The 25,859-nt window shown below is 62.9% G+C and carries 19 protein-coding genes, 1 tRNA gene and 1 CRISPR repeat array; of the genes, 15 read left to right on the forward strand and 5 right to left on the reverse strand.

Going from position 1 to position 25,859, the window contains the following annotated elements; translation table 11 throughout:
- Window position 1: 1 nt before the first annotated feature.
- Window positions 2–3,487, reverse strand: coding sequence for a hypothetical protein (locus IG178_RS04545; protein WP_193211338.1), 3,486 nt, complete (start codon window positions 3,485–3,487; stop codon window positions 2–4).
- 533 nt (window positions 3,488–4,020) lie between these two features.
- On the opposite strand from IG178_RS04545, the gene IG178_RS04550 reads away from it, so the two are divergent.
- Together IG178_RS04550 and IG178_RS04555 are read left to right on the forward strand one after the other, a co-directional pair.
- Window positions 4,021–5,652: a beta strand repeat-containing protein gene (locus tag IG178_RS04550; protein WP_193211339.1), complete on the forward strand. Its 1,632-nt coding sequence runs from the start codon at window positions 4,021–4,023 to the stop codon at window positions 5,650–5,652.
- A gap of 88 nt (window positions 5,653–5,740) precedes the next feature.
- A complete protein-coding gene (locus tag IG178_RS04555) occupies window positions 5,741–7,234 on the forward strand; it encodes a tryptophan 7-halogenase (protein WP_193211340.1) in 1,494 nt (497 codons plus the stop codon).
- Window positions 7,235–7,240: 6 nt separating this feature from the next.
- Here the strand turns inward: IG178_RS04555 and IG178_RS04560 are convergent, their stop codons facing one another.
- Entirely contained in the window at window positions 7,241–7,891 is a 651-nt protein-coding gene (locus tag IG178_RS04560; protein WP_193211341.1) for a DR2241 family protein, read from the reverse strand.
- Window positions 7,888–8,700, reverse strand: coding sequence for a CbiX/SirB N-terminal domain-containing protein (locus IG178_RS04565; protein WP_193211342.1), 813 nt, complete (start codon window positions 8,698–8,700; stop codon window positions 7,888–7,890). The genes IG178_RS04560 and IG178_RS04565 overlap by 4 nt, the downstream gene beginning before the upstream one ends.
- A gap of 81 nt (window positions 8,701–8,781) precedes the next feature.
- Between IG178_RS04565 and IG178_RS04570 the strand changes: the two genes are divergently transcribed.
- The 5 genes from IG178_RS04570 to IG178_RS04590 all read left to right on the forward strand — a co-directional run bounded on the left by IG178_RS04570 (window position 8,782) and on the right by IG178_RS04590 (window position 13,728).
- Window positions 8,782–9,426: a lipoate--protein ligase family protein gene (locus IG178_RS04570; RefSeq protein ID WP_193211343.1), complete on the forward strand. Its 645-nt coding sequence runs from the start codon at window positions 8,782–8,784 to the stop codon at window positions 9,424–9,426.
- A 70-nt stretch (window positions 9,427–9,496) separates the two neighbouring features.
- Window positions 9,497–9,573, forward strand: a tRNA-Pro gene (locus tag IG178_RS04575).
- 181 nt (window positions 9,574–9,754) lie between these two features.
- Window positions 9,755–10,453 carry a hypothetical protein gene (locus tag IG178_RS04580; protein ID WP_193211344.1) on the forward strand — a complete coding sequence of 233 codons (699 nt, stop codon included), beginning with the start codon at window positions 9,755–9,757 and terminating at the stop codon, window positions 10,451–10,453.
- Between the two features lie 81 nt (window positions 10,454–10,534).
- Window positions 10,535–11,076: a CRISPR direct-repeat array (repeat unit 29 nt; unit sequence CGGGTCATCCCCACGTGTGTGGGGAAAGC).
- Between the two features lie 299 nt (window positions 11,077–11,375).
- Window positions 11,376–13,340, forward strand: a complete 1,965-nt coding sequence (locus tag IG178_RS26115; protein WP_193211345.1) for an RHS repeat-associated core domain-containing protein — start codon at window positions 11,376–11,378, stop codon at window positions 13,338–13,340.
- Between the two features lie 10 nt (window positions 13,341–13,350).
- Complete coding sequence (locus tag IG178_RS04590) at window positions 13,351–13,728, forward strand: hypothetical protein (RefSeq protein ID WP_193211346.1); 378 nt, start codon at window positions 13,351–13,353, stop codon at window positions 13,726–13,728.
- 75 nt (window positions 13,729–13,803) lie between these two features.
- Here IG178_RS04590 and IG178_RS04595 read toward each other — a convergent pair whose 3' ends face one another.
- Window positions 13,804–14,373: an SEC-C metal-binding domain-containing protein gene (locus tag IG178_RS04595; RefSeq protein WP_193211347.1), complete on the reverse strand. Its 570-nt coding sequence runs from the start codon at window positions 14,371–14,373 to the stop codon at window positions 13,804–13,806.
- 23 nt (window positions 14,374–14,396) lie between these two features.
- Here IG178_RS04595 and IG178_RS04600 point away from each other — a divergent pair, with 23 nt between their 5' ends.
- The 3 genes from IG178_RS04600 to IG178_RS04610 all read left to right on the forward strand — a co-directional run bounded on the left by IG178_RS04600 (window position 14,397) and on the right by IG178_RS04610 (window position 16,291).
- Window positions 14,397–15,416 carry a transposase gene (locus IG178_RS04600; RefSeq protein WP_226894848.1) on the forward strand — a complete coding sequence of 340 codons (1,020 nt, stop codon included), beginning with the start codon at window positions 14,397–14,399 and terminating at the stop codon, window positions 15,414–15,416.
- Between the two features lie 315 nt (window positions 15,417–15,731).
- The gene (locus tag IG178_RS04605) at window positions 15,732–16,094 is read left to right on the forward strand and encodes a hypothetical protein (RefSeq protein WP_226894850.1); all 363 of its coding nucleotides are present in this window, start codon (window positions 15,732–15,734) and stop codon (window positions 16,092–16,094) included.
- Window positions 16,094–16,291, forward strand: a complete 198-nt coding sequence (locus IG178_RS04610) for a hypothetical protein (RefSeq protein ID WP_193211350.1) — start codon at window positions 16,094–16,096, stop codon at window positions 16,289–16,291. Before IG178_RS04605 ends, IG178_RS04610 begins: the two co-directional genes overlap by 1 nt.
- Here the strand turns inward: IG178_RS04610 and IG178_RS04615 are convergent.
- Window positions 16,273–17,583: a LamG-like jellyroll fold domain-containing protein gene (locus IG178_RS04615; protein ID WP_193211351.1), complete on the reverse strand. Its 1,311-nt coding sequence runs from the start codon at window positions 17,581–17,583 to the stop codon at window positions 16,273–16,275. The two genes, IG178_RS04610 and IG178_RS04615, sit on opposite strands and share 19 nt — an antisense overlap.
- 650 nt (window positions 17,584–18,233) lie before the next feature.
- Between IG178_RS04615 and IG178_RS04620 the strand changes: the two genes are divergently transcribed.
- From IG178_RS04620 to IG178_RS04640, 5 genes are all read left to right on the forward strand, one after another.
- Window positions 18,234–18,908, forward strand: a complete 675-nt coding sequence (locus IG178_RS04620) for a hypothetical protein (RefSeq protein WP_193211352.1) — start codon at window positions 18,234–18,236, stop codon at window positions 18,906–18,908.
- A gap of 103 nt (window positions 18,909–19,011) precedes the next feature.
- The gene (locus IG178_RS04625; protein ID WP_193211353.1) at window positions 19,012–20,484 is read left to right on the forward strand and encodes a FecR domain-containing protein; all 1,473 of its coding nucleotides are present in this window, start codon (window positions 19,012–19,014) and stop codon (window positions 20,482–20,484) included.
- Between the two features lie 16 nt (window positions 20,485–20,500).
- On the forward strand, window positions 20,501–21,571 hold the full coding sequence (locus IG178_RS04630; RefSeq protein WP_193211354.1) for a helix-turn-helix transcriptional regulator: 1,071 nt from the start codon (window positions 20,501–20,503) through the stop codon (window positions 21,569–21,571).
- Entirely contained in the window at window positions 21,568–23,154 is a 1,587-nt protein-coding gene (locus IG178_RS04635) for an MGH1-like glycoside hydrolase domain-containing protein (protein ID WP_193211355.1), read from the forward strand. The genes IG178_RS04630 and IG178_RS04635 overlap by 4 nt, the downstream gene beginning before the upstream one ends.
- The gene (locus IG178_RS04640; RefSeq protein ID WP_193211356.1) at window positions 23,151–25,784 is read left to right on the forward strand and encodes an MGH1-like glycoside hydrolase domain-containing protein; all 2,634 of its coding nucleotides are present in this window, start codon (window positions 23,151–23,153) and stop codon (window positions 25,782–25,784) included. The genes IG178_RS04635 and IG178_RS04640 overlap by 4 nt, the downstream gene beginning before the upstream one ends.
- Window positions 25,785–25,859: the final 75 nt, after the last annotated feature.

Raw genomic sequence — 25,859 nt, forward strand, 5'->3', positions numbered from 1 at the left:
GTTAGATCTCCCCGCGGGACAGCCAGCGGAACGAGACGATTTTGTATTGGCGGCCATGGATTTGGTTCAAGGGGGTGAGGGAGCTGCCCCGGTCGGTCGGGGCGTTGGACGGATCGACGTAGTCCGGGATGCGCTGGACGAAGGCCTCGCAGTAGGCTCTTGCCGCGGGGTTGCCGTCGGCGTCGAAGGCTTCGCCCATGGTGCGGATGCGGAAGGTGTCGGAGCGGGCGGTGAGGGCGGGGCCGATGACCTGCAGCACGTCGGCCTGTGTCAGCCAGCCGGGGATGCCGGTCGAGCGATAGCCCTGCTCCGGCTTGAAACGGGCATCCTTGAGCATCTCGCGGTCGGCGAGGATGCTGGCGACCGCGCCGTAGTTGTTGTCGCGGGAGGTCCGGGCCCAGTCGGGATCGCCGGATGAATCCGGCGGGCGGCCGTCGGTGTCGGTGCCGTCGAAATCGGCGCGGGGAGCACCGTTCTTTTCGCGCAGCGTGACGGCGTCGGTCCGGGGGTCGATCCCGCTGAAGCCGTTGCGGCTGCCGTCGAGGCTGATGTTGGCGCCGCTTTCATCGATGGCCACCTGGAGGGCGCCGGCACGGGTGAGGGCGGGTTCGGCCCGGAGGTCGGCGAGGGCCCGGTTGACAAAATGGGCGACCGAAACGAAGGGGCCGCGGAGCCGGACCTGTTTGACGAGTTCCTCGGCAATGGCGTCCAGCTCGTCGTCGCTGACCCGGCGGAACCCCGCGAAAGAGTCGCTGTCTCGGCCGCTGGGCGGAGTCGCGGACGGACTGGTCTGGGCAAGGCTGCGCGGAAAGGCGGCGCCCTCGTCCGGGTCGGTGTCGGCGGCATGCTCGAAGTGCCGGGCGCTGGCGAGGAAGGCCTTCCAGGCGGTCTTGTCGGTCGAGTTGACGTTGAAGCCGCCGTCGACGACAAGGTGCGAGGCAGCGGCGACCGGATCGCGGAAGGCCGCGGGCGTTCCGTGATCCAGCGGGAGCAGCGCCGGGTTTACCGGGGTCGTGCCGCCATCCGGGACGGTGGAGAAGAAGAACGAGTCCCACAGCACCGCGTTGAGGAGATAGGAGATGTCGTAGTATGTGGTCCGGGTTTGCCGGGCTCCGGAAGGATTGGGTGAGCCGATGAGTTCGTAGTCGGCCCGGGACTGGGACGTCTGGCGGCGTTTGACGAAGGGGGTGGCGTAGGAGTTGCCGACGGCGTTGCCCGGTTGGTGGCCGATCGACGCCATGGTGTCGTCACCGGTGAGATCGGCGTGTTGCAGTGCGGCGAGGGACGACAAGGTCGAGGGCAGGGAGAACAACACGGTGGTTTCGCTGCCCGAGGTGGAGTGTCCCCAGCGGACCGGCGACAGGGCGAGATTGCGGGTGAAACCCCCGCCGGTCTGGCCGCCCGGCGGACTCGCGGGCAGCTGGGACTTGCTGTCGTTGCTTTCGACGAAGAAGGGCGGGGGATTGTAGCTGGCAATCGGCTTGCGGAACCGGGTGGCCTGGAGATTGAAGTCGGTGAAGGTGCGCAAGGTCGACGAGCGCTGGCCGGCTTCGTAAAGCGATGGCATCAAGGGCGTGTAGTCGGTGCCCGGCTGGCTGATCTGGAAGCTGTAAAGCATCAGCGGGAACGGCTGCGTTATCCGTGCGGCTTCCGGGGCGGAGAAGGTGCGCTGGTTGGGATAGAAGTAACCGTTGTCGAGTTCGAAGCGCTCGATCTGGCGCAGGACTGAACGGCTGGAGGTGCCCGCCAGCCGCATCTCCACCATCGCAAGCGTGGTCTGCCAGCTCTCGCGGACGTCCATCACGAGCGGCGCGGTGTAGCTGTTGGTGTTGGTCATCACGACGCAGTTGGTAAAGCTGTAGGGGCGGCTCGACTCGAAGGGCGCCAGGTCGACGTTGGTCCGGCGGGTCGCGGTCCGGGCGTCCCGCACCACGGTGCCTGCGATGGTGTAGGCGCGCGCCTCGCCGGGTGGGAGCGTGCCTGCTTTGATGCGGAACACCGCATTGTTGAAAACCGCGGGCTCGGACGGATCGCGGGGAATGTAGGCGGGGCCATTGCTGCCGCCGAGCGGCCAGATCCGCGACGGGTGGTTGCCGGAGGGGGTCTGGTTGAGCAATTCGATTTCGAGATCATCGTTCCAGGTCAGCGGCCGTGCGTAGGGATTGGCGATCGCGATGGCGATCTTGCCACAGGGGTCGACATAAAAGGTCGACGAGGACGACGAGCTGCCGGCGCGGATCCTGGCGCCCATGAGGATCCTGAAATCGATGATCAGCGGGGCGATGGCGGCGGTGAGGTTGCTGTCGCTGGGTTGGACGACCAGCTCCCCGGCATCCCGGGTGCGATCATGAAACTCCTTCACCGCGTCCCACAGCGGGGCCCTCATGGTGCGGGCGGCCGCGCGGGGAATGATCCTCGCGCCCTTGACCGGGTAGGTTTCGATCTCGGATTCCGGACTGGCCGTGGGCAGGTCGCCGTCTAGCAGCGAGGTCAGGTCGACCTTCAGCCCGCCATGCAGTGCATCGGCCAGCAGGGTGCGGCTGGCAGTGGTGGCGGAGTGGAAGATTTCCTGGCGGGGGCTGCTTCTGGTGCCACCGGATCCCGGGATCAGCAGCTCCGTTTCCCCGAGCGTGATGGCTTTCGGCAAATCGTCGTGCGGTCCGGACAATGGTGTCGGGTAGTCTTCGAGGCCATCGATCGTTTCCCAGCCCCGCCGCTGGGCGACCAGGGACGCGTCGCTGGTATTGTCGTCGAGGGTCCGGGGAATGTCGATGCGCGCCTTGACGCCTTCGTCGCCGATCCACCAGGCGTACGAACCGGAAGGCGAGGGGGCGCCGGTAGCGGCGATCGGAACAACGGGCGCGACCACGTAGCGGTCGATGCTTCCGGGTCCGGTGCCGGCCGATGCCCCGCCGACCAGCACCACGGCCTTTTCGGGATCGCCCACCTTGCCGCCGGCGTCAACCGCGAAGGTGGCATCGGAAGGCAGGAGCGACGGGCTTCCCGGCGGCGTTGCCCCGTCACGGCTGCTGACCAGCCAACTGACCACGGCGGGGCTGGGCGTCTGGGTGTAGATGGATGAGGGATCGTCGCGGTTGTTGAATACCCCGGTCCAGTGGCGGGTGCCCGTCTGAATCGCGGTCAAGCCCTTGGTCTTGCGGTTGACCGAAGTCCCGTTTTGGGGCTGCGCCCCTGCGGGCAGGCGGGTGCCGTCGTCTTTGCCTGCGATGTCGGCCAGAGCCGTGACGCGCTGGTCCCGGCCGGTCTGCTTCTGGAGGTCGCCGATGGCCAGGATCAGAGCCATGTGGGCGTTCTGGCGGGCGGTTGCCATGGCCGTCGAGCCCGAGGCAGCGCGCAGGGAGATGGAGGAAAGTGTAAGGAGTCCCACGGCGATCACCATGAGGAGCGTCATCAGCGCGAGGGCGATGATGAGGGCGAATCCGCTCACTTTATGGGTGAAAACCTTGGTTTTTCGTGCCTTGAGCATGAAGAGAGAACTTCGTTGTATTTACATGATCAATGATCCTGTTTTTCGGCAATCAAAATGAGGGTTGGTAGGGAATGGAGATTATTGGACGTCGGCTGATGCCATTGGTCCGCGGATCTAGTCCGGGCCAGAAGAGGGCGCGTCTTCTCTGTCCCCGAGTGGGATTCATCAGGGGAGGAGACGGGTAAGGCGACGGAAAGATACCTATCCGAGGCGTGGGCATCCCCACGGCCGTGGAGGGGGGATTCTTGAATGGAGAGGAGGATTGCTGTCGGGAACGTTTGTTTTCGCAAGGATTTGCCTGCTGGGACGGGGTTGTTATTTGGGGCAATGTGGTGATTTCGGCGAGTTCGTCTACCACGTTCGTGGGATCTGGATCGAATGGGTTGGTGAAAAAATACAAATCTCGGGCGTCATCCACCTAGCGGCTTTCTGAGCTTGCATGCAAACTTTGGCACAAGCTCCGGACGGAGCGTCCTTGGCTCGCGGCCAGGAATTCGTCCGCGGCCCAACCCGAGAAACCCAAGACATCAATGAGACAAAGATTGCTGAATACCGCGGCCCTGGTCGGCATGGCATCGGCCGCCTATGGCCAGACCTGGACCAATGGAGGTGGAGACCAATTGTGGGAGAATGGATCGAACTGGAGCGGCGGCGTGGTCCCGCAGACCGGCCTTCTCTACATCAACACCGCTACCCCGGGCCAGACGCCGATCCTCTCCTCCGCCGTGGAGCTCAAGTCGGCGGACAGCTTCATCGGCCAGGGCGCCGGTATCAGCGGGGTGCTCGACATCAATGCCGGGGGTTCCGTCGATACCTCGACGAAGTGGATGTTCATCGGTGATGCCGGCGGGACCGGGACGGTGAACGTCAATGCCGGCGGCAGCCTGAGCTCGGACAACCTGCTGCGCCTCGGCAACGGCGGCGGAACCGGTTTCCTCAACATCGCCGCCGGCGGGGTGGTCAATGTGGCGGGGGCCTCGAACCTTTCCGCGACCAGCAAGATCAGCATCACCGGCGACGGTTCACTCACCACCACCGCCAACAACCGAGACATCCAGAATCTCACCGCGACCTCGTTCACGGGCCTGATCAGCAGCGGTCGCGACGTGGAGTTCGACACCATCACCAGCGACGTTTCCGGCGGCACGGTGTCGGCCGGCGGGCAGATTTTCATCGGCCGTGGCGAAACCGGCCAACTCGACCTGAACTCCGGCGAAATCGGCTCCGGGGCCTGGCTGGTGGTCGGGATCGGGGCGGGAGGCAATGGCACTTTCAACGTCAACGACGGGACCATCAACAGTTCCCAAACCAGCGGCTTCACGACGATCGGTGCCGACGGTGGCACCGGGGTGGTCAACCAGAGCGGTGGCACCTGGACGGAGTTCAACAAGACCATCCTCGGCGAGAATGCCAACGGTAGCGGGAGCTACTACCTGACCGGTGGAATTCACCAGACCGGAGCCATCGAAACCGGGGGCGGAACGGGATACTTCGAGCTCAATGGCGGCACCCTGCGCGCCGGCCGCAATGAGAGCAACTTCATCAATGCCACCACCAGCGTGGTCGTCGGAAGCAGCGGTGGCGCGATCGACACCAACGGCTTCGATGTCAGTTCCAACGCCGATCTCACCGGCACCGGAGCGCTCGCCAAGCAGGGCGGGGGATCGCTCAACCTGGCCGGTGCCGCCAACAGCCTCGGCTCGGTGAGCGTGTCGGCGGGCACCCTCTTCATCAGCGGTGCCCTCGGCACCACGGATGGCGTACTTGTCGGAGCCGGGGCGGCGATCGGTGCCGGCGATCTTGATGGCGGCGCGCTCACGGGGGATCTCGAAATTGCCGCGGGTGGCCTGATCGACATCAGCCGAGGCCTGCTCCTGGTTTCCAGCGGCACGGTCACGTTCGGAGACTTCGGCTTCGGGGACATCGTCGGCTTCGACGTGAACTCCGCGGCCAACGGGACCTACACCCTGATCGACGGCGACTTCACGCTCGATTCATCCAACATCGCGAACTTCGGGGAAGGCAACGCCCTCGATCTGGGCGGCGGTCGTTTCGCCTATTTCGGCGAGGGCAGCCTGACCGCGATCGTGGTGCCCGAGCCGTCGATCGCCCTCCTGGGCGGTTTCGGATTGCTCGGCCTGTTGCGCCGGCGCCGCGCTTGAGTTCATGCCGAGTTGATCGGGTTGCGCCGCGGATCCCGGGTCCGCGGCGCGACCTTGAACTCCCATTCATCCCGGCACAGCATCCGTCGTGATCGAGAAAGTGATTGTCCTGGGCTCGGGCAGCGCCGGCCTGTTGGCGGCCCTCACCCTGAAGCGGAAGATCCCGAAGCTGGAGGTCGAGATCGTGCGCGATCCCGACCTCGGGGTGATCGGGGTCGGCGAAGGCACGACGCCGTTCTTCCCCCATCACCTTTTCGACTACCTCGGCATCAAGCGGAAGCGCTTCTATCAGATGGCGGAACCCACCTGGAAGCTGGGCATCCGCTTCTTGTGGGGGACACGGGGAGCCTTCGACTACTCGTTCTCCCAGCAGCTGGACAAACAGTTCGCCGGATTGAAAATGCCCAACGGATTCTTCTGCGACGACGAGTTCACGGATGTCGACCAGCCGGCGGCCCTGATGCGGGCCGGCAAGGCGTTCACCCGTCTGGCCAACCAGGCCCCGGACATCCAGGGGTGGCACGCCTTCCACATCGAGAACCACAAGCTCGTCGAAACCCTCGAAACTGAAGCCAGGGAGTCGCGGGTCAAGATCACCGACGGCAAGATGGCCGGTGCGGAACGGGGCGAGGCGGGGATCGCGGCCATTCATCTGGCCGACGGCCGTCGCCTGGAGGCGGACCTGTTCGTCGATTCGAGCGGCTTTGCCAGCGAGTTGCTCGGCAAGGCCCTCGAGGAACCGTTCGAGGATTTCGGCAAAACCCTCTTCTGCGACCGTGCGGTGGTCGGCGGATGGCAGCGCGGCGATCAGGAATCGATCATGGCCTACACCACCGCCGAGACGATGGACAGCGGCTGGTGCTGGAAGATCGAGCACGAGCACTTCATCAACCGCGGCTACGTCTACTGCTCGGACATGATTTCCGACGAGCAGGCCTTCGAGGAGTTCCGTCGCAAGAACCCGAAGGTGCCCGATGCGCCGCGCATCGTCCGCTTCCGGTCCGGATTCTACCGCCGCAGCTGGGTCGGCAACGTGGTGGCGATCGGCAACTCGGCGGGCTTCGTCGAGCCCTTGGAGGCCACCGCGCTGATGATGGTCTGCGGTGCCTGCCGGACCTTGGTCGACATGCTGCAGCAGGCACTGCTGGATCCGACGCCGAGCTGCCGTGACCTCTTCAACGAGATCAAGCTCAAGGAATGGCGGATGATCCGCGATTTCCTCGGCCTGCACTACCAGTTGAATAATGCCGACGACACGCCGTTCTGGCGGCGCTGCCGGGAGGAGACCGATCTCTCCGAATTGCAGGGGCTGCTGGAATACTACACCGAAAACGGTCCCTCGGGTTTCTGCCGGAACCGGATTCCGGGGACGACCAATGACTTCGGGCTGGAAGGATTCCTCGTCATGCTGGTCGGCAACCAGACGCCCTACCGCAAGCGCTACCAGGCGCCCGCCCAGGAGCTGAGGGTGTGGAATGAACGGCGTTCCCTCCACGCGAACCTGGCGCGGAAGGGCATCGACGTGAAGGAAGCCCTCGCCTTCGTACGCCACCCGGGCTGGCAGTGGCACGGCGACAGTTAGAGTCGATCAGCCACCGGCCGCTTCGTGTTCCGCCTTCGCGGCCTTGCGGGTCTCAGCGACGAAATGGTTGCAGGCCTCGCGGCAGAGCAAGGGGATGGCCGCCGCGTGATTGATGTCGCCGACGACCCCGTCGAAACGGGTCGCCTCGCTGTCATCCAGCGGGGTGTCGGCATCGATCTGCCACAGGATTTTCTTCACGCAGCAATGGCCGGGGCCGCAGACCTCGCGGACCAGCCGCTGGGCGCCATCGTCGCTGATGTTGCGGGCGAAGCGATACATGCCGGTCTGGCGGTTGAGCTTGTCGCGGAGGTGCTGGACCTCCAGCCGGTCCGCCTGCTTGGCGAACCACAATCCGGCCGCGGCGGGGTAGAAGGCGTCCAGCGCCTCGTGGAGTTCAGCCGCGGACCCGAGACGGAGTTGCCAGCCGCGCTTGAGCGAGAGCTCGCCCTTGGTGAAACGGTAGTGGCCGTCGTCCGCCCAGGTCGCGATCTCGCGGGCCGCGGCGGCTTCGTCGCGGGTTTCGAGCAAGGCGGGATCGGCGTTCTCGTCGTCGATGTGGCGCAGCGTGAAACCGTCGCCGCTCGGCTGGATCGAGATTTGTCCGATGCGTCGGACGCCACCGCTGACGGCGCGGGAAAGTTGTTCGGCGAGCTTCATGATTGTTTCGCGTCGAAATCGGCGACCTGGTCGAGGATGACATCGGCGAGGTGGCGCTCGGTGCCGATCGCGGAGGAATAGTAGAGGGTCTTGCCGCGCAGGGCGTGGGGATTGTGGCGGAACACCTCGCGTTTGCTGGCGGCTTCGCCGGGCTCGGCCTCGATGCCGAGCAGCACCGGGATGTCCTGGTAGCTGTGCAGGCCGTCGGCGATGAAGAAGGGGACCACGACCACGTTCGGGGTGGTGGCGAGCTTGTCCCAGTCGGCGATGAAGGGCTGTTCCTCCATGTAGGCGTCCAGCACCTCGGCGTAGCCGGCGCCGGAGGCCTTGATCTGGGCGACCTGGTCCTTGATCGCCTTGGTCGAGTTCTGGTTCAGGCCGGTGCCGTGGCCGACGATGAACAAGGTCGTCTCCGCCGGGTCGGCGAAAGGCGCGACGTCATGGGCACGGCGCAGCAGCAGCCCGGTCATCGACGGGTGAACGCCGACGGGAAGCGTGTAGTGCCAGGTCTTTCCCGCTCGCCGGGTGGTCGGGCCGTCGAGTTCGAGTTCGCGCGGGATCACCTCTTGGGTGAAATAGCCCTCGCTGATGAAATCCGGGACCACGTAAACCTCGTCCGCGTCGATCATGTACGGCGCCTCGCGCATCGACGGCTCCTCCTTCCAGAAGCAGCAGTGCACTTCGCCAAACGCTCCCTGGCGCCGGATCTCGTCGGCGTGGTCGAAATAGGGGGCAGACGAATCCGGGTTCTCGGTCGAGCCATGGCCGACGATCAACAGCGCGGCGTGTGGCTTGGGCGTGAAAGGCATGCCCCGAACGTGCGCAGCGAGCCGACGGATGCAAGACGGGCTTTTGTTGATCGCCGGAACTTTTCGGCCCAGCCTCGGCGCGTGCTGCCGCAGCTACGACTTTGGATCGATGACACGCCGCGCGACGGCCCACAGAACATGGCGGTCGACGAGTGGCTGGCGGCGACCAGCGATCAGGCGGTGCTCCGTTCCTACCGCTGGCAACCGGGGTGGGGGAGCTTCGGCTACTTCGTGAAAACGGCCGAGCTGCCGGCCGGCGGATTGAAATGGGTCCGGCGGTGGACCGGCGGCGGGATCGTGGACCACTCCGCCGATTGGACCTTCACCTTGTTCATCCCCCGGGGGCTCGGATTGGCCGAGGCCAAGGGGGGAGAAAGCTACCGGATCATTCACCGGGCGCTGGTCGATGCCCTGCGCGGCGCGGGCGTGGTCGCGAGCCTGGCGGGGACCATGCCGCCCGCAGCGGGCGGCGAGTGTTTCATCCGGCCGGTCGAGCACGACCTCCTCGACCCCGGCGGGCGGAAAATTGCCGGTGGCGGCCAGCGCCGGACCCAGCGCGGCTTGCTGCACCAGGGATCGGTCGCGGTTGCATGCCGGCCGGAGCGGGAACTGGCGGCTGCCTTGGCGGAGCAGGTGTTGCCGTGGTCCGATGAGCCGGATGACGGGGTACTGGCGCTGCGGGTGCAGCAACGTTACGGGCGCCCGGAATGGACCGGTAGGCGCTAGCAAGATAATCCCCGCGCGGGCGGCTTTGGTCTTGCAAGTGGCAGGGGCCTTGAGGATTGTCCCGCCCGTCCGGGGCGTAACTCAGCCTGGTAGAGTGCCTGCTTTGGGAGCAGGATGTCGTCAGTTCGAATCTGGCCGCCCCGACCACTCACTTTCAATAAGTTGCGAAATAAATCGGGCAGGTGGATGAAAGTCCTCCTGCCTTTTCTCTGCCTTTATTCGGAAAACCGTGGGCATAGCGGCTCAAGCCGGGGAATCCAAGGAATGGTGTTCACCCGGGAGAATTGGACGCTTGTAACCTGAAGGCAGTTCCTGAGAAGAGATGGGGATGGGCAAGTTGAGCCGGGGGAAAACCGAGGAGCAAAGGGCGCAAGCCAAGGCCAGCCTTTCCAAAGGGCGGAAGCGAGCAATCAAGCTCTCGGAGTCGGAACGCTTCGAAGTCCAATGGCCATTTGGACACCGCTACCCCGATCCTGCAACGTCGGATGAGCCTGACTATGCATCCCTGGCGCGATGGCTCTTGCTTGCGCAAGACGCTGAAGCGAAAGAGTTTCCCGAGGGAATGAGTCCAGGTAAGAGAGGCTGGTACCTGGAAAATCGCAGTCGGCGGGACGAGATCCTGGCGTCGAAGGTATTCCAGAGGCAGGCTAGCATTGGGGTGGATCAACTGCTTTTTCGGTTGGGGTCGCCAGCGGACTCGAAAGCTGAGCGACGACGACGGGGTTGTGAGGCGATTCTGAACCTTGGGCTGTTGGTTGAACGTGTCGCTCAGACCGGCAATCCGGAACTCCCTGACGAGAAGAAATGGTGTCACGACAAGGTGGTACGTTGGAACCACGGTGATCCCTTGGGGAGCTATGCTTCCTCCCGCTTTGATTTCTTGGTGAACGGGGCCGATCAAGTGACGCTCGAGGAGGCGAAGGTCTTTGCCCCTATTTTCATCGTTTGGGAGCGCTATTTTTGCTCCAGGTCGTTTTCGGGCTCGCGGGGAGGCGCAGTTAAAAAAGGAAGTGCATCTCGGGGCTGATGCTCCACCTGCAAGAGTCCCAGGTTGGCGATTGCCAGGTCGAGGATCATGGTGCGGAAGAATCCTGAGAATCTATGTTGCCGGGTCATCCCCACGTGTGTGGGGAAAGCTGGTCCTCCAGCAGGTCGTTTTGTTCCTCCAGCGGGTCATCCCCACGTGTGTGGGCAAAGCCGCCGGGCGTCGTTGAACTCCTCCTTGGCCTTCGGGTCATCCCCACGTGTGTGGGGAAAGCTTCGAAGGAGCTTGGAAGGGCCTTGCATACCCCGGGTCATCCCCACGTGTGTGGGGAAAGCCGGGCAGGAGGCGTGTATGTGCTCTCGACCGACGGGTCATCCCCACGTGTGTGGGGAAAGCGACGTCAACGCCGTTCAATCGATGGCCGATAGCGGGTCATCCCCACGTGTGTGGGGAAAGCCATCCCCACGTGTGTGGGGAAAGCCGTCGGCGTGCTTGGTGGTCGTCTCCTCGATCGCGGGTCATCCCCACGTGTGTGGGGAAAGCCCACCTGCGGGAAGTCGGTCGGTTGGTCGTAGCGGGTCATCCCCACGTGTGTGGGGAAAGCTCGTCCACGGCGATCCACGCCATGAACCAGTTCGGGTCATCCCCACGTGTGTGGGGAAAGCCCTGGGATTCGAAGGCCGCGGGCCATGACGTCTCGTGTTTGTAGAGATCCGCAGCGTCGTAGATGAAGGGCAGCGTGCCGGCCTGGTGGACAAACCCGAGCTGCGGGATGAAGCCCATAGAGCAGCAAACGGCGGCGGTTAGGGCGTAGAGCGAGGCATTCGAGGCTGCTGACATTCCGGGGCCTGGCAACGATGCCAATACTTCCGATTCGTCATTCACCTACGATGCGCTCGGTCGCCTCGTCGAAGCTGCCAACGCCTATTCCGACATCGACTATGCCTACGATCCGGACACCCTTGTGCTTGAAGCTGAGACGATCTCGATTGATCCCGATGGCAGCGGGGCCCGTGCCGCGGTGAGCCGGACTTTCGACCGTGGTCGCGACTCATTGCTCCGGCCCACTGGCTATGAGCTCATGGACGGGACGACGACGGACGCGGAAACCACTTACACCTGGCACTCCACTCGAGGGCAGCTGGGGCAGGTGACCGGCGTACATGCTGGGGCGGCGCGCGACTTTACCTACGGCTACGAGCCGGAATCCTACGGCTTGCAGGCCTCCCTGACGGGACCCGCCCACACCGTGACGATGGATTGGATGGCGGACCGTGATCTGCTGCACAACCGGGCCAACAGTGAGCGATATGGTGACAATTCGCTCTTTTCGAAGTATGAGTACGCCGTGAACGCCATCGGCCAGCGTACCGGAGTGACACTCACCGGGGACGAGTATTCCGCCGGCGCCGGTATTGATTGGGGCTATGATTCGATGGGCCAGGTGACGACCGCGGATCGCGCCGGCGGAACCACCGGCGACCGGGGCTACAAGTATGACGGCATCGGCAATCGCCTCCGCTCATCCCGGAACACGACCGATCCCGACAGCCTCGGCAATACCAACAACAACCTCGCCCGATATTTAGACAAGAGCGGAACCGGCGGATCTGAAGGCGCGAATGCGCTCAACCAGTATGGGCGGACGAGACTGTACAGTTATTCGGTTTCGAATCAGGATTATGATCAGGACGGTAACCAGACCTCCGGACGCTACCCGGTCGGCAACAACGGCGACCGCTACTGGGACGGTGAAAACCGGATGTATCGGGCCAAAGTCGGCACGGCTAATACCTACTACGCCTACGATCCCTTTGGTCGCCGTGTGGCGAAATTCCAGGGCAGCGGCACCGGGATGACCGGCAAGGTGTATTTCTACGATCGTTGGAACGTCGTTGCCGAATTTGGCATCGACACCACGACCTATCCGCTCGAGCGTACATACACGTGGGGCTCCGACCTGAGCGGCTCAATGCAGGGGGCGGGCGGAGTCGGGGGGCTACTCGCAGTGGAAATCGAATCTGGTGCCGATGCCGGGGTATACTACCCAACCTACGATGGGAACGGGAACATCAGCGAGTATCTCGATGCCTCGGCTGTCGTGGTCGCCCACTTCGAATACGATCCCTTTGGCGAGGAGGTTGTAGCCACGGGTTCAAAGGTTGCGCTGTTCGATTACAGGTTTTCGACCAAACCATTGGATGCGGAGACGGGGTACTTCTACTACGGATACCGGTACTACGATCCGGTTCAAGGGAGGTGGCCAAGCAGGGACCCGATTGGAGAAAGGGGTGGGTTGAATTTGTACGGGTTTGTCTATAATAACCCCAATTCTTGGTACGATATTCTTGGAGGAAAGCCCGGAGGCAGCGGGTGGAAATCTGGTCCCAGCAAGCCCAACACCGGAGCCGGTTCGGGTGAGGTCAATAAACAGAATCGGAAGTTGGCACCGAGCTTGCCGGACGTATTTCCGCATGACAAAAACAACCCGTTTCAGCACTGCGTCTGGAATTGTCGGATGACGAAAGACCATGGGCGGGAATTCGCGGAGCAAATGTCTTGGGAGAAAGAGAAGAAGGATGTCGCGATGGCGAAGCGGCGAGATAAGCTGCTAGCTCAGGGTCGTTGGGATGATCTTTCGGATTGGGAGCAGGACTGGATTCAGGCTCACGCTGATAGTGCTATGCAGCCGTCTGATTTCGATGATAATCGGACTGGCAGGAACTGCGGCGAATCTGTCGATGACAAGGATGATTGTGAATGCTGCTGCAAGAATGCAGGCCTTAGTCCTGGGCCCGCCAATGAAGGCGGCACTCCAGAGGGGACTGAGCCGGGATCAACTAGGCCGTATGGACCGTATTCTGAACCCGGGTCAACAAATGGAGGCGTTCCAGATTATCCAGATGTGACGCCGCCGCACTTGCGTTGAGCTAAAAATGATGGATTACATGACGCGGCAGCTTTCAATAATGATCACTGTGACATTGGGGGGCGCAATGATCGTGGCCCTGAACTGTTGTGGTATGTATGACCCAGCCTTGGCAGCTTCTTCACCCCGCTATTATTCGGTGAAGGAGGGAGCCGCATTTTTAACTGATCAAGGACAGCCCCTCTATGTCGAAAAAATCACCCCGGAGGAGGTAACCGTCAGTTGGAGAAACTGGCAGAGCCCTTGGAGCTTGCCTCTCAAGATGAGAAAGCAGATGGGGAACGGAAGGTTCCTTGAGGTCGTTGAAATTGATAGTGCAACTGGGACTGCTGAAATCAAATATTCCGAATTAGATCGAAGAGGGATCGAAGGGGCATGGGCGTTCTAGGGTCGGAATCTCCGAGGGTCAGTCCTTGAATTATGAATCTGTTAGACACTGATTGTCCGTTTCCTCCCTTGGGAATCACCTCCCGCAGCACTTCTTGAACTTGCGGCCGCTGCCGCAGGGACAGGGCGAGGTCCGGCCTACGGCGGAGGCCACGGGAGAGGGACGGATCCGCGGGGACGGATCGGCCGGAGGGAGGGCAGGAAGCGCCGCAGGCGGCGGAGAAGACCGCTGCCGTCCTGTCCGGCGAAGCTCGCGCCTCGCCAGCTTCTTGGCCTCGTAACTCTTGGCCTCCTCGATCTTGGCCAGCACCCGGGCATTCCACAATGGTTCCCGCTCGGCGTATTCCTCCGGGGTGAGCGGCACGCCGGGCGACTTGCCCCAGATCTCGACATGCGTCTGTGCCCAATTCGTCGTCCGCGACTTGGGCGAACCGGTTTTCTTGGGCTGGATGCCTTGTCGGCGCCGCCAGGCCTCCTGCTGCTTGCGCCGGCGCTCGGCCCGTTCCTCGTCGGTGAGATCGAGCCGGGGCCGCCCGCCTTTGATCCCGTGGGCGGCGCCCTTGATGCCGTGATGGCCTTGGGCGCGGGCGGTTTCGTTGAATGGGGTCAGTCTCCTCCGAGTAGCAATCTGACCTTGACGATCCATCGCGGTGCGGCTGGATGAGGGCGATGGCACGGCCGACGAGATTCCAGTATCCGGGGGCAGTCTACCATCTGATGGCCCGCGGCGACGGGGGGAAGGCGATTTTCGAGACGGACGAAGACCGCGTGGTATTCGTTGCCCGGCTGGGCGATGTCTGCACCAGTCATGGATGGCGGGTGCACGCATGGGTGCTTATGGGGAATCACTTCCACCTGCTGCTGGAGACCCCGCAACCGAACCTGGTGGCGGGAATGAAGTGGTTCCTCGGAACCTTCAGCCAGGGGTGGAATCGGGCCCGCAAGCGCCATGGGCATGTCTTCCAGGGGCGCTACAAGTCGGTGCCGGTGAATTCCAGTGAGTCGGATCCTTATTATTTCCGGATCGTGGCGGACTACATCCACCTCAACCCGGCGCGCGCGGGGCTGGCTGGTGGCGGGAGAGGTGCTCTGGCAGCCTACCGCTGGAGTAGTCTGGCGGGCTATTCGAGCGGCAAGCCGCCGGAATGGCAGGAGCTGGAACGGGTGCTGGGGGCCTTCGAGCTGGCACGGGACGGCCGGGGACGCCGTGCTTATGTGGCGTGGCTCGAGGCACGGGCAGCGAATACCGGCGGGGCGATCGATGCGGCGTCGACCGCTGCCCTGAAGCGGGGGTGGTATCTGGGGGAGGAGAAGTTCCGCGACCGACTGCTGGCCATGGTGGATCGGGCAAGAGGGGTGAAGCCGGGGGGCGCAAGCCGCCGTGGCGGGGTGCTGCGGGAGCATGGCGAGCGAGACGCCGAGCGCCTGGTGGTGGAGGGCAGTGCGAAGCTGGGCCTGCCGGCCGACCGGAAGGAGTTGGCAAAGATCAAGAAAGGTGACGGGCGGAAGGCGATGCTTGCTGCCGTGATCCGGCGGCATACGGGAGCGAGTACGGAATGGATTGCCAAGCGCCTGGCAATGGGGACCCCTGGATCCGTAAGCCGCCTGACCGGTGTGGTGCGAAGATCCACTGAAAAGACCAAGGAGTGCGAGAAGCTCGGAAGAATGTTGATGCGGGGAGGGGACTGAGCCAAGTGGCACGGCATTAGCGTATTTCCGGTATCGCGAGCGGTCGGGGACCTCTATATACTCGTGGCAAAGCGGGTAGAGGAGAGGATAGGATCAGCACTGCACGGCCAACTCGCCGTTCAATGACTTGGGGAGCGAAAAGCATAGTCCGAGACCGACCTGCTGAAGGACGCGCCAACCGTATGGATGATCCGCCGCAGGAGTGAAGAACTGGAGCGATTCCGTTGTGTCCAGTGGCTTAAGCGGGGGAGGATCCACCAGTGGTCCGAGAAGATTCCATGTTACGATGTCAATTCGGCCAAATGGGCGGTGAGAGTGCGATCAGGAAATGGGAATTCACAGCCGGGGCCGCGGATCGATGCGATCGCGGCGCAGGTGCTGGCGCGGTTCCGAGGGGTGATCCGGGCGAACCCGAATGTCAGCCACGTGGGCCCGGCGGGGACGCTTCCGGATTTCTGCTTCGAGTTCGTCGCGCTGATCGGTCGCTTGGGGCAGGGGGGGCTGAACCCCGTGCCCGAGGGCATGACCGATCCCCGCCGCGACGAGTACCGCAACGCCGAGAAGTTCCTGGAGTCGCTCCGGACGATGGAGGGCGCCGCGTTCTCGGAAACCGATTCCGCTCCGGCCAGTCCGACCGTCCGCCCGGCCTACGGCGGCAGCCCGATCCTGAACTCTTGATGACCCGCTTCCGATCCATCGCAGAGGCCATCAAGGCGCGGCTCGAGGAAATTCCCGAGATCGCCGGCCGGGTGATCGTTTACCGGCGCTCGGACATCGAGAGCGAGTTCACAAAGCGGATGAACAAGGCCCGCGGCAAGGCCGTGGTCGTCCGCATCGCCGCTTCCATCCGCCATGCCTACTCCCGAACCCGGTAGAACTGTCGGCCGGATGTTGTCGTTGAATCGGTGAACGTCGTCTCGCTTTCGTTTCCCTGGACTTCACCGATCTGCCCCCATTCTTCGAGATCCTCCGAACGGTCGACGTGGTAGATCTGCCCGGCGAGTGAACTCCAGGTTAGTGTCGTGGTGCTCGTCAAGGTGTCGCGATTGATGAATCGAATCACCGGAGCCGGAAATTCCACGGAGATGCCGAGCGGGGCGTGATTCTCCAGTTCGTAGGTGACGCCCCCCACGGGATAAAGGTGAATGCCATTGGTGGTGGAGTCTTCGAGCGTGCCATCGAAGTTCCAGCAGGCAATCAAACCGGGCTCGGTTCCTTGGAGGCCGCTGCCAAGGTTCGCGCGGATCTCGGCCAAGCTGCGCGCGGTGTTCCAGATCCTGATCTCATCCAGATATCCGTGATAGAAGCCCGCGCCGAAGGTGTCGCTGAGCTTCCTTCCGATCATATGATTCGCGTCCGTCACGCTGACGGGAGTGGCCGGCAGGGAAGTGTCAACGACGAGACCATTGAGTATGATCACGACCTTTGACCCATCGTAGCTCACGGCGAAGTGGTGCCACCCGTCGGAATTCGGGCCTCCATTGTCGTTGGCGAAGGGAGAGCCGGTCTCGACAACGCTGTCGTCTCCCCAGAAGTAATGCCGCAGGACCGATGAGCCGGAGAGCCGGAAGCCGTTGGCTTGGCGCGTGGCCTCTTCTCCCCAGAAGACGAACGTGCTTCCCCCAAGCTCCTCGGCATTCAAGGTTTCAGGATTCGCCCAGAGCTCAATCGTGAAGGGTTGGTTGCCGGAAGGGATCACTCCGGCCTCCGGCGAGAATGAGAGATGGCTGCGCCCATCGAGACGGATCGCGCCATTTCCGGTGAAAGCCGGAAATTTATCGAAATTCAACGGGTCGGTGCCGGCCGCCACTTCGTCACCATCGGAATAGAGGTCCCAGTCCGTATCCACCTCAAGTGGATCGGTGTGGTAGTCGTTGACCTCCTCACCGTCCTCCAAGCCATCCCCATCGGTATCCCGATTCTGGCTATCGGTACCGAGCAAGATTTCATCCTCGTCAGAAAGTCCATCGCCGTCGAAATCCGCACCCGGCTGGAAGAAGGAGAGATCGTCGAAAGGTGCGAATTGTCCACTGCCTCCATTTCCCGCGAACCGAACCCAGATCTCCGTGCCATCGTCCAACCCGGTGAGGTCGATCGAGCCGGAACGGTAGCCGGTGCCGTCGGCAGCTGCGGGCGTGACCGAGAATGTGCTGCCGATCTGGGTCACACCGGCAGCGCCTAGGATGTCCGCGCCGTTGCCCGGTGCAAAAGAACCGTCGGTGATAAAGAATGCCATGTCGGCCCCGGTCGAGGCATTCCCATCGGTAAAGATCCCCTGGAAGAATCGGAAACCAAGCTCCGGGGATCGCTCGGCATCGTAGGTCCCGATCGATTGATAGATCCAGCCGGTGCCGCGAAGCGCGAGATGGCGGCTGGGCGAGTAGTCGCTCGGGCCGTCGGTCTGAATCGCATTCGAGGGGTTCACCCACTCGGTGTAGCTGGCGGCGTCGGTGCTGGATTCGAACCAAGCGGCCACGTCCTGAACCTGACCGCTCAGGCCATCTTCGAAGCCCCCGCCGTTTGCCTGCGGGATAGCGGTTGAGGGAAGGCAGGAGCCAATGGAAACGACGGCCAGGAGGACATTGGGTTTTCTCATGAGGTGGCAATTTCGCGGTGACGGTTTCATTTGCCGCCCGTGCGCGACCACCCGATTTCAGGTCGAAGAACCCCGGAATCCGTTCAACCCCGGCGCGGTGACCCAAATCGCCGGGCAATCGACCCAAAACCCCATGGCGCCCGCGCCTTGAACACAAGTACACACCAGGGCGGATGCTGTCAGGATCCGGCAGCCCGCATGATCCCCAACAAACCCAAGCGATGAAAACCACACTCCTCATCATCACCGCCGCAACGCTTCTCGTGACCCATGTCCGCGCGGCGCTCACGGTGACATCCGGCGATTTCGAAGACGGCCTGACCGACCAACAGCTGGATGTGACCGGTTGGTTCGAAAGCTCGACCAGTGGCTTTGTCGATTGGATCAACCTGTCGACCTCGATCCAGAATGACCCGGGGAATGGCTATGTCCAAAGCCGTCATCTTGCCATGCGCGGGGACGGCTACGTCTACCAATCGCTGGGTTTCTATCAGAGTTCCGCCGGCACCATGGCGAATTGGGAGGCCTATCAGGGAGTCTTCGCGGACAGCAATGCATCGGCCGGCTTCACGATCGCGTTCTATGCCGGAGCTTTCCCGGGCGCAGGGGAAGGCGTGGACATCGCCACAGCGGGCCTCTCGTTGATTGGCTCGGTCACCAGTCTCAGCGCCTTGGGCAATCCTGCATCCCTGGCTTCGGCAGGCTATCGGAGTGGATCGATTGATCTATCGTCTTTGGCCGAGAATACGGAGATCTGGACGGTGGTCCGGGGGACCGGTGGCGCGGGAGCCTACGCCCCGTTGGATAGTTTCACGGTGACGCAGGTTCCCGAACCGTGCTCCATGCTCCTGGGTCTCATGGGGGCCGCAGGGCTGCTCGTCCGAAAGAGGCGCTAGGACGTTGCGGAGCGGGATCGCCTTTTGCCTCTTCCTCCTTGATGGATTGCACCACGGAAGCCAACTGCCACTGTAGGCGGGAACGGCCAGCTGAGAAGAAACCATGAATCTCGAAGACGCGCTGCGAAAGATCGACAACGGCCAGATGAGTGAGGAAGCAGCCTCCGGTCTCCGCGAGTGGGTGCTGGATGAACCCGGTGCTCTCGAGCGACTCGCCTCCACGCCCGCCGCAACCTCAGGTTCAGCGGTGGAACTTGCCCCTCCCAGGCCACGACAGGGCCCGATCCTTTCCCGAACCCAGCTCGGCATTGCCGGCCTGCTCCTGCTCGCCGCTGGCGGTCTCTCCTGGTACGCGCTGCGCCCGGGAGCTGCCGCGTCTTTCGTAACGATCTACGAATCTCAAGCGGAGGGCGCCTTCAAGATCGGCCAGGTGATTCCACGCGGCCGCCACGACCTTCGCCCCGAGGATGAGATCGCCATGGTCTTCAGCTCCGGGGCCCGGGTGGAGTTAAAGGGGCCCGGGTCCTTCGAGATCATCGATGAGCGGAACATGTTCATGCACGAGGGACTGCTCAAGGCGCGCGTCGATGGCCGCCTCGGCCCCTTCCAGGTCGAAACACCGGAAGGCCGGGTGATCGACCTCGGCACCGAGTTCACGGTGGCCCGGCCACGCAATGGTTCGACGGAAGTGTATGTGGACGAGGGCTCCGTACGCTTGGAGGCCGGAGGGAAGGACCGGCTGCTTTTCGAGAGGGAGGCGGCATTGGTTGTCGCCGGGGAGATGGCCTCGGAAGATTACCTGAAGCATCGCTTCGAAACGCCACTCGATCTGCATGAAATCGCGAGCGCCAATGCACGCGCCGCCGTGGAGTCCTCCACTGGCACGCCGCCATGGATCGACACATGGGAACTTTCCAATTCCAAGCCGGGTGACGCTCCGCCGGTGGAATCCGGGGCATTCGAGATTCGCGGCGGAGTCGTCACCGCAGGGCTCACCTATTCATCCGGTGGCTACAACCTTGCCACCTCTCCCCATGCCATCATGACGGGTTCCACACTCGGGGATTTCGAATGTTCACTCCAGGTCCGGTCGCACCGCTCCGCTGGCACGGAGAGCCGTTACCTGAGCTTTCTGATGCGGCTGCCCGATCCCGATCACGGCATCGAGACGGCCTATGCCGGGCTGTCTTTCCTGACCGAGAGCCGCTGGGAGGATTTTTTCGTGGGTGATGGCTGGTTCAAGAGCGGTTTGTGCATGCATGAAGGGACACAAGAGCCCGGGGAGTCGCGTGACCTCGAGTCGCCGCTCGGCATCCCGCTCGGCAACAAGACGGTGCTGGTTGTGCTTCGAATCGATCCTCTCAAGAAGGTGACGGACGTGTGGATCGATCCGCCCTTGGGCCTCGCGACCCCTCCTGCGAATGCGGATGGTCGGTGGCAGGATGTCCCGAAGTTCGACCTGCTGGGGCTGCGCTCGGGACGCCGTGTCCACGAAGGCGGATACACCTGCATCTTCGACGAGTTCCGCATGGGGTCGGACTGGAGATCTGTCCTGCCTCTCGAAGCCTCCAAATGACTTCCGCCTTCTCTTCATGAAGCGGATCATCGTCATCCTGGCCGAAGCCGAAGAGCGTTCCATCCAGCGGATGAAGGGTGTCTCGGATTTCTTCCGGGGAGCCACGGGATTCCAACTCGACTACCGGATGGCGGATTCGCCGCCACCGGGTGCGGGTCGGATGGATGGTTTGATCTTTATCGGGCGCCCCGAATGCAGTCTCCCTCACGATCTCCCGGTGGTCGGAGTGGGAGAGGATTTCTCCGCGCGGGATGCCGCCATTTCCTGGATCAGGGAAGACTCGATCGCGGCGGGCACCGCGGCCGGTGAACTACTCGCCCGCCAGGGCATTGCCCGCTCCTTGATGATTTCGTCGGGCCGGCCGGGTGAGATCGAGATGTGGAAAGGCTTCCAGCAGGCGATCACAGGCTCGGGCATATCCTGCCAGCACATCCAACTCTCCGGGCCGGACCAGGGATTGGCCGAGCACCTTGCCGGAAGTCGCGGCGGGGTTTTCCTTTCTTCACCTTTGCTGGCCTTGCCTTTGCGCGATACCCGGCTCGCGGCGAAAGGCTCGCTATGGATGACCGGCAGCGATGCCCCCGGCATGGCCGAGGCCTTGGATATGACGTCCATCAGCGAAGCCTCGCGCAGGATGGGGTGGCTCGCCGCGGCCTGTCTGGTGAAAGCGATGAGAGGGGATGCCGTGCCGCCGCTGCTGGAGGTGGCACCCCAGGGGATCGTCCATCGCCGCAGCACCTATCCGTTTGCGACTTCGGGATGCGCGGAAGTGGAGCGGGCGCTCGCCTTCATACGCGAAGCTGCAGAGCGCGACATCGGCGTGGACGATGTGGCCCGCGCGGCAGGGGTATCTCGCTCGGTGCTGCAACGCCGGGTGAAGGAGACGCTGAATGTTTCCGTGCTGCAGTTGATCCAGTGGCACCGCATCGAAAGGGTGAAAACCTGCCTTTCCGACCGCAGCCTTGGCATGGAGCAGATCTCGGAACTCGCGGGATTCTCGTCATCCGCCCACATGACGGAAGTTTTCAAGAAGTTGACCGGCAACACACCCTCGGAATTCAGAAACCAGCTCAAGGCCCGCCCATGATCAATGTTCGAACCAGACTTCTGGCAGCAGCAACGTACCTGACCGTCGCGGGCGCTCCTTTCTCATCGGGCGCGGACTCCCTTCCCGGCGACGCGCCGTTGCGGCGCTACGTCGAGCAATTCAACCGGCAGGACCAGGACTTGTATCCGCAGTCGATTCCCAACGGCCAGGCCTTTGAGTTTCTGAAAGAGAATATCCCTCTCTTCGACGCTCCCGACGAGGATTTCGTGCGCACCTACTACTTCCGCTGGTGGGTCTTCCGGAAGCACGTGAAGGCGACTCCGGATGGCAGGGTGATCACCGAGTTTCTCCCGCCTGTTCCCTGGGCTGGGAAGCACAACACCATCTCCTGCGCGCTCGGCCACCACCTCATGGAAGGCCGCTGGCTCCGCGACCGCGGGATCATGCGGGACAATCTCAGATTCTGGCTCACCAAGGCGGAAGGGACCCATTTGCGGCGCTACAGCAGCTGGCTGGGCACCGGGTTGTGGGAGTTCCACGAGGTCGCACCCGATCCCGCCTTCCTGTTTGAACTCCTGCCGTCTCTGGTCGCGAACTACGAAGGCTGGGAGAAGTCGAACCTTTGCGCTGACGGCTTGTTCCAGCAAAGCGACAATGCCGATGGTATGGAAATCTCCATCGGCGGGTCAGGCCGGAGGCCGACGATCAACAGCTATCTTTATGGCGACGCGCGCGTGATCGCCCGCATCGCCCGCTTGGCAGAAGATCCTGCCCTGGCCGATAAGTACGAACGCAAGGCGGACGAACTTCGAAAACGGGTACTGGCAACGATGTGGGATGACGATGCCGGTTTTTTCCGCGTGCTCCCGGGGACTGAAGGCGAAGGGCGTGCCGACGTGTCGGAGCTGTTAGGCTACACGCCGTGGCTCACAGGGCTGGCCGACACCAGTGCGCGCTACTCGCGGGCATGGCGGCTGCTCATCGATCCCCAGGGCTTTCTTGCTCCCCACGGGCTTACCACCGTGGAGCAGGCGCACCCGCAATTCACCATCAGCGAGGGGGGCCACGAGTGCCAATGGAATGGTCCGAGCTGGCCCTATCTCAGTTCCGCCACCCTCAAGTCACTTGCCAATGTCCTCCAGGACGGCGGCAGCCAACCGCTCAATCGCGGCGACTACTTCAAGCTGCTCGGCAGCTATACCCGCTCGCACCGGCTGATGGCCGCTGATGGCAGCCATGTTCCGTGGATAGATGAAAACCTCGATCCTTTCAGCGGGGTGTGGCTCGCCCGCAAGCTTCTGATCGAACGTCACTCTCCCATTAAGGAGCGCGGCAAGGACTACAACCATTCCTCCTACTGCGACCTGATCCTCTCCGGCCTCGTCGGAATCCGGCCCGATGTCGATAACAAGCTTGAGATTGATCCACTGCTGCCGCCCGGCCGCTGGCGCTACTTCAGCGTGGAGCGACTCCGCTATCACAACCGCGAGGTAAGCATCGTGTGGGATGAGGATGGCCTGCAATACGGGGCCGGCAAGGGTCTTCGCCTCATCGTGGATGGCAAGGTGGTCGCCTCTCGACCCGATCTTGGAAAACTCGCCGTCGTCCTCTCTGCCCGATGAGAACTCGCTTCCTCCACCTGGCCGCCGGCCTGCACGTGCTCCTCTCCATCCCGGCCTGGAGCGAGCCGCTGATCCTGAATGGTTCGGTGCTCGATTCCTATTTCGACGGCTTCCGGGAGGAGGACCGGTGGTACTTTGACGTGGCGACCGACGCCGGGGTGTCCCTGGTCAATCATGGCACCTACGGCGGGCAGTGGGTGAAGAACGCCGAGGCAGCGAACTACCTGCGGTCGAAGATCCCGCTGCTGGATGTTCCCGATGCCGCTTTGGAGAAGACCTGGTACTACCGCTGGTGGGCCTTTAGAAAGCACATCAAGAACATCGGCACCGCCGTGGAGCCACGCTTCGTCGTCACCGAGTACATTGATCCGGTGCCTTGGGCTGACTCGACCAATGCCATCGTGGCACCCGTCGGACACCAGCTTTATGAAGCGCGGTGGCTGGACGATCCTCAGGTCAGCGGGGACTACATCCGCTACTGGATGACCCACGCCGGCGCAAACCCGCGACGCTACAGTGCCTGGTTGGCTGACGCCACTCTGGCGCGGCACCTCGTCATCCCGGATGAGGGCTTGGTCACCGAGATGGTCTCATCTCCTGACAACCGCTTGAACTTTGACTCAAACTGGCAGGGATGGGTTCTCAACGATTCAAGGCCCGGTGGAGCGACCCAACAAGCGAGCTTCGATCCCGCCGATCGTCTCTTTTGGCAGAATGACGATCGGGATGCGATGGAGGTCAGCTTCGGAGGCAGCGGCAAGCGTCCCTCGATCAACAGCTACCTCTACGGCGACGCTCGCGCGACCGCGGAGATGTTCCGGATCGCCGCGCGGCACCAGCCGGCGCAGGCCGCGAGCCATCTCGCTTCCGCCGTCCGTTTTGACGGGCTTGCCGACGATCTGCGCGAGGCCATGCAATCTCAACTCTGGGACACCCGGGATGAATTCTTCAAAACCGGCTACGGCTTGGGAGGGAGCGCCGGGCCCGCTTCGTCCGCGGATTCCACCATTCCGCGGCACACCTGGTGGGCGCCCGATCACCTCGGCACCAGCGAGTGGATTCAATACGATTTTGCGAGCCCGGTGACCATCGAGCGGACTGAGGTCTACTTCTACGATGACCGGCCCTCGGGGGGAACGCGGGTGCCCGTCTCATGGGAACTTCAATTTTGGACAGGCTCTACATGGGCTCCTTTCATCCGCCAGCCCGGCCAAACCTACGGGGTGACACGGGATGTCTACAACAGCGTGGCACTCGAACCGGTGACCACAACGAAGATCCGGCTGGCCGCATTGCTACAGTCCGGCTTTTCGGCCGGTACCCTGGAATGGCGGGTCTTTTCCCCCGATGGCACCAATCTCGCCCTGGCCGCCACGGCATCGGCATCCTACACGGACATCTATGGAGGCACCGTCGCCGCGCTCAATGACGAGGGTCGCTACCCGCTTCAAGACCGCCGTGAGCTGATCGGATTCACGCCATGGTACTTCGGGCTTCCCGATGACGATGCCGCCGCGGATTACGACAAGGCGTGGTCCCATCTCTGGCGATTCTCCACCAGCCATGGACTCTCCAGCGGAGCCACGGACGAAGCCGGCTACCAGACCGGACAACTGGGGAGCTGCTGCCAGTGGAATGGACCGGTCTGGCCCTTTGCCTCGACTGTTACCCTCAAGGCAATGGCTCGGCTCCTCCACGAGCACAACCAGCCCTATGTCACCCGCCACGAGTATTTTAACGAGCTGATGGCCTACTCCAACAGCCACCGCTTCACCCTGTCGAGGGGTGGTGACACGCGCACGCTCTGCTGGATCGATGAATCGATGAGTTCCGGCGGGGCGGGTGGCGGCGTGTGGACCCATATCGGAGGAAACGGCACGCAACCCGGCGGCGCTCCCCGCGGCTTCTCCTACAATCACTCGGGTTTCGCCGACTTGGTGATCACGGGTCTCATGGGGTTGAAGCCGCGCGCGGACGAGATCGTGGAGGTCTCGCCGCTGCTGCCGGTGGATGCAGGCGGAGGCTTCGTGTGGGGCCACTTCTGCCTGGATCAACTCGCCTACCGCGGGCACCAACTCACGATCCTCTACGACAAGACCGGCAACCACTATGACGCGGGCCAAGGCCTTCAGGTCTTTGCCGATGGCATCCGGATCGCCGCATCAGCATTCCCCGGCACCTTGCAAGGGGAACTACCGGGCCTCATCGAGCAATGGGCGGCCACTTTCTTTCCGGGTTATCCGGACAGGCATCAACTCGTTGCGGAGGCCGATCCGGATGGAGACGGGGTGGAGAACCTTCTGGAGTTTGTTTTCGCCACCGATCCCGCATCGTCCTCATCAATGCCGTCTACCCGGGTTTGGATCGCCGCGGTGGACGGAGAGCCTCCCACCGCGGAGTATCTCTTCGTGGAAGCGGTCACTCGCGAAGAGAGCCCGGCCATCAATCTGCAGGCGCAGCTCTCTTCCGGCCTTTCCGGGTGGGACTCGGGTGACGGCGTCATCGTCGAACTTCCCGCGCTTCCTCGCGGTGATGGCACGGTGACCCGGCGTTACCGAAGCGCCGCCCCGGTTGCGTCAGGGAGTCCGGCATTCTTCAGGTTCCAAGCGAGCTTCTCCTCTTCCGAATAGTCGCGCTGGCGGAGCGCGCTGGGTCTGACCCGACGATCCTGCTCTTGGTCCGCTTCCTGCCCGCAGCCTGAAAGC

The sequence above is a fragment of the Neoluteolibacter marinus genome (assembly GCF_014904755.1).
GTDB classification, from domain to species: domain Bacteria; phylum Verrucomicrobiota; class Verrucomicrobiia; order Verrucomicrobiales; family Akkermansiaceae; genus Haloferula; species Haloferula marina.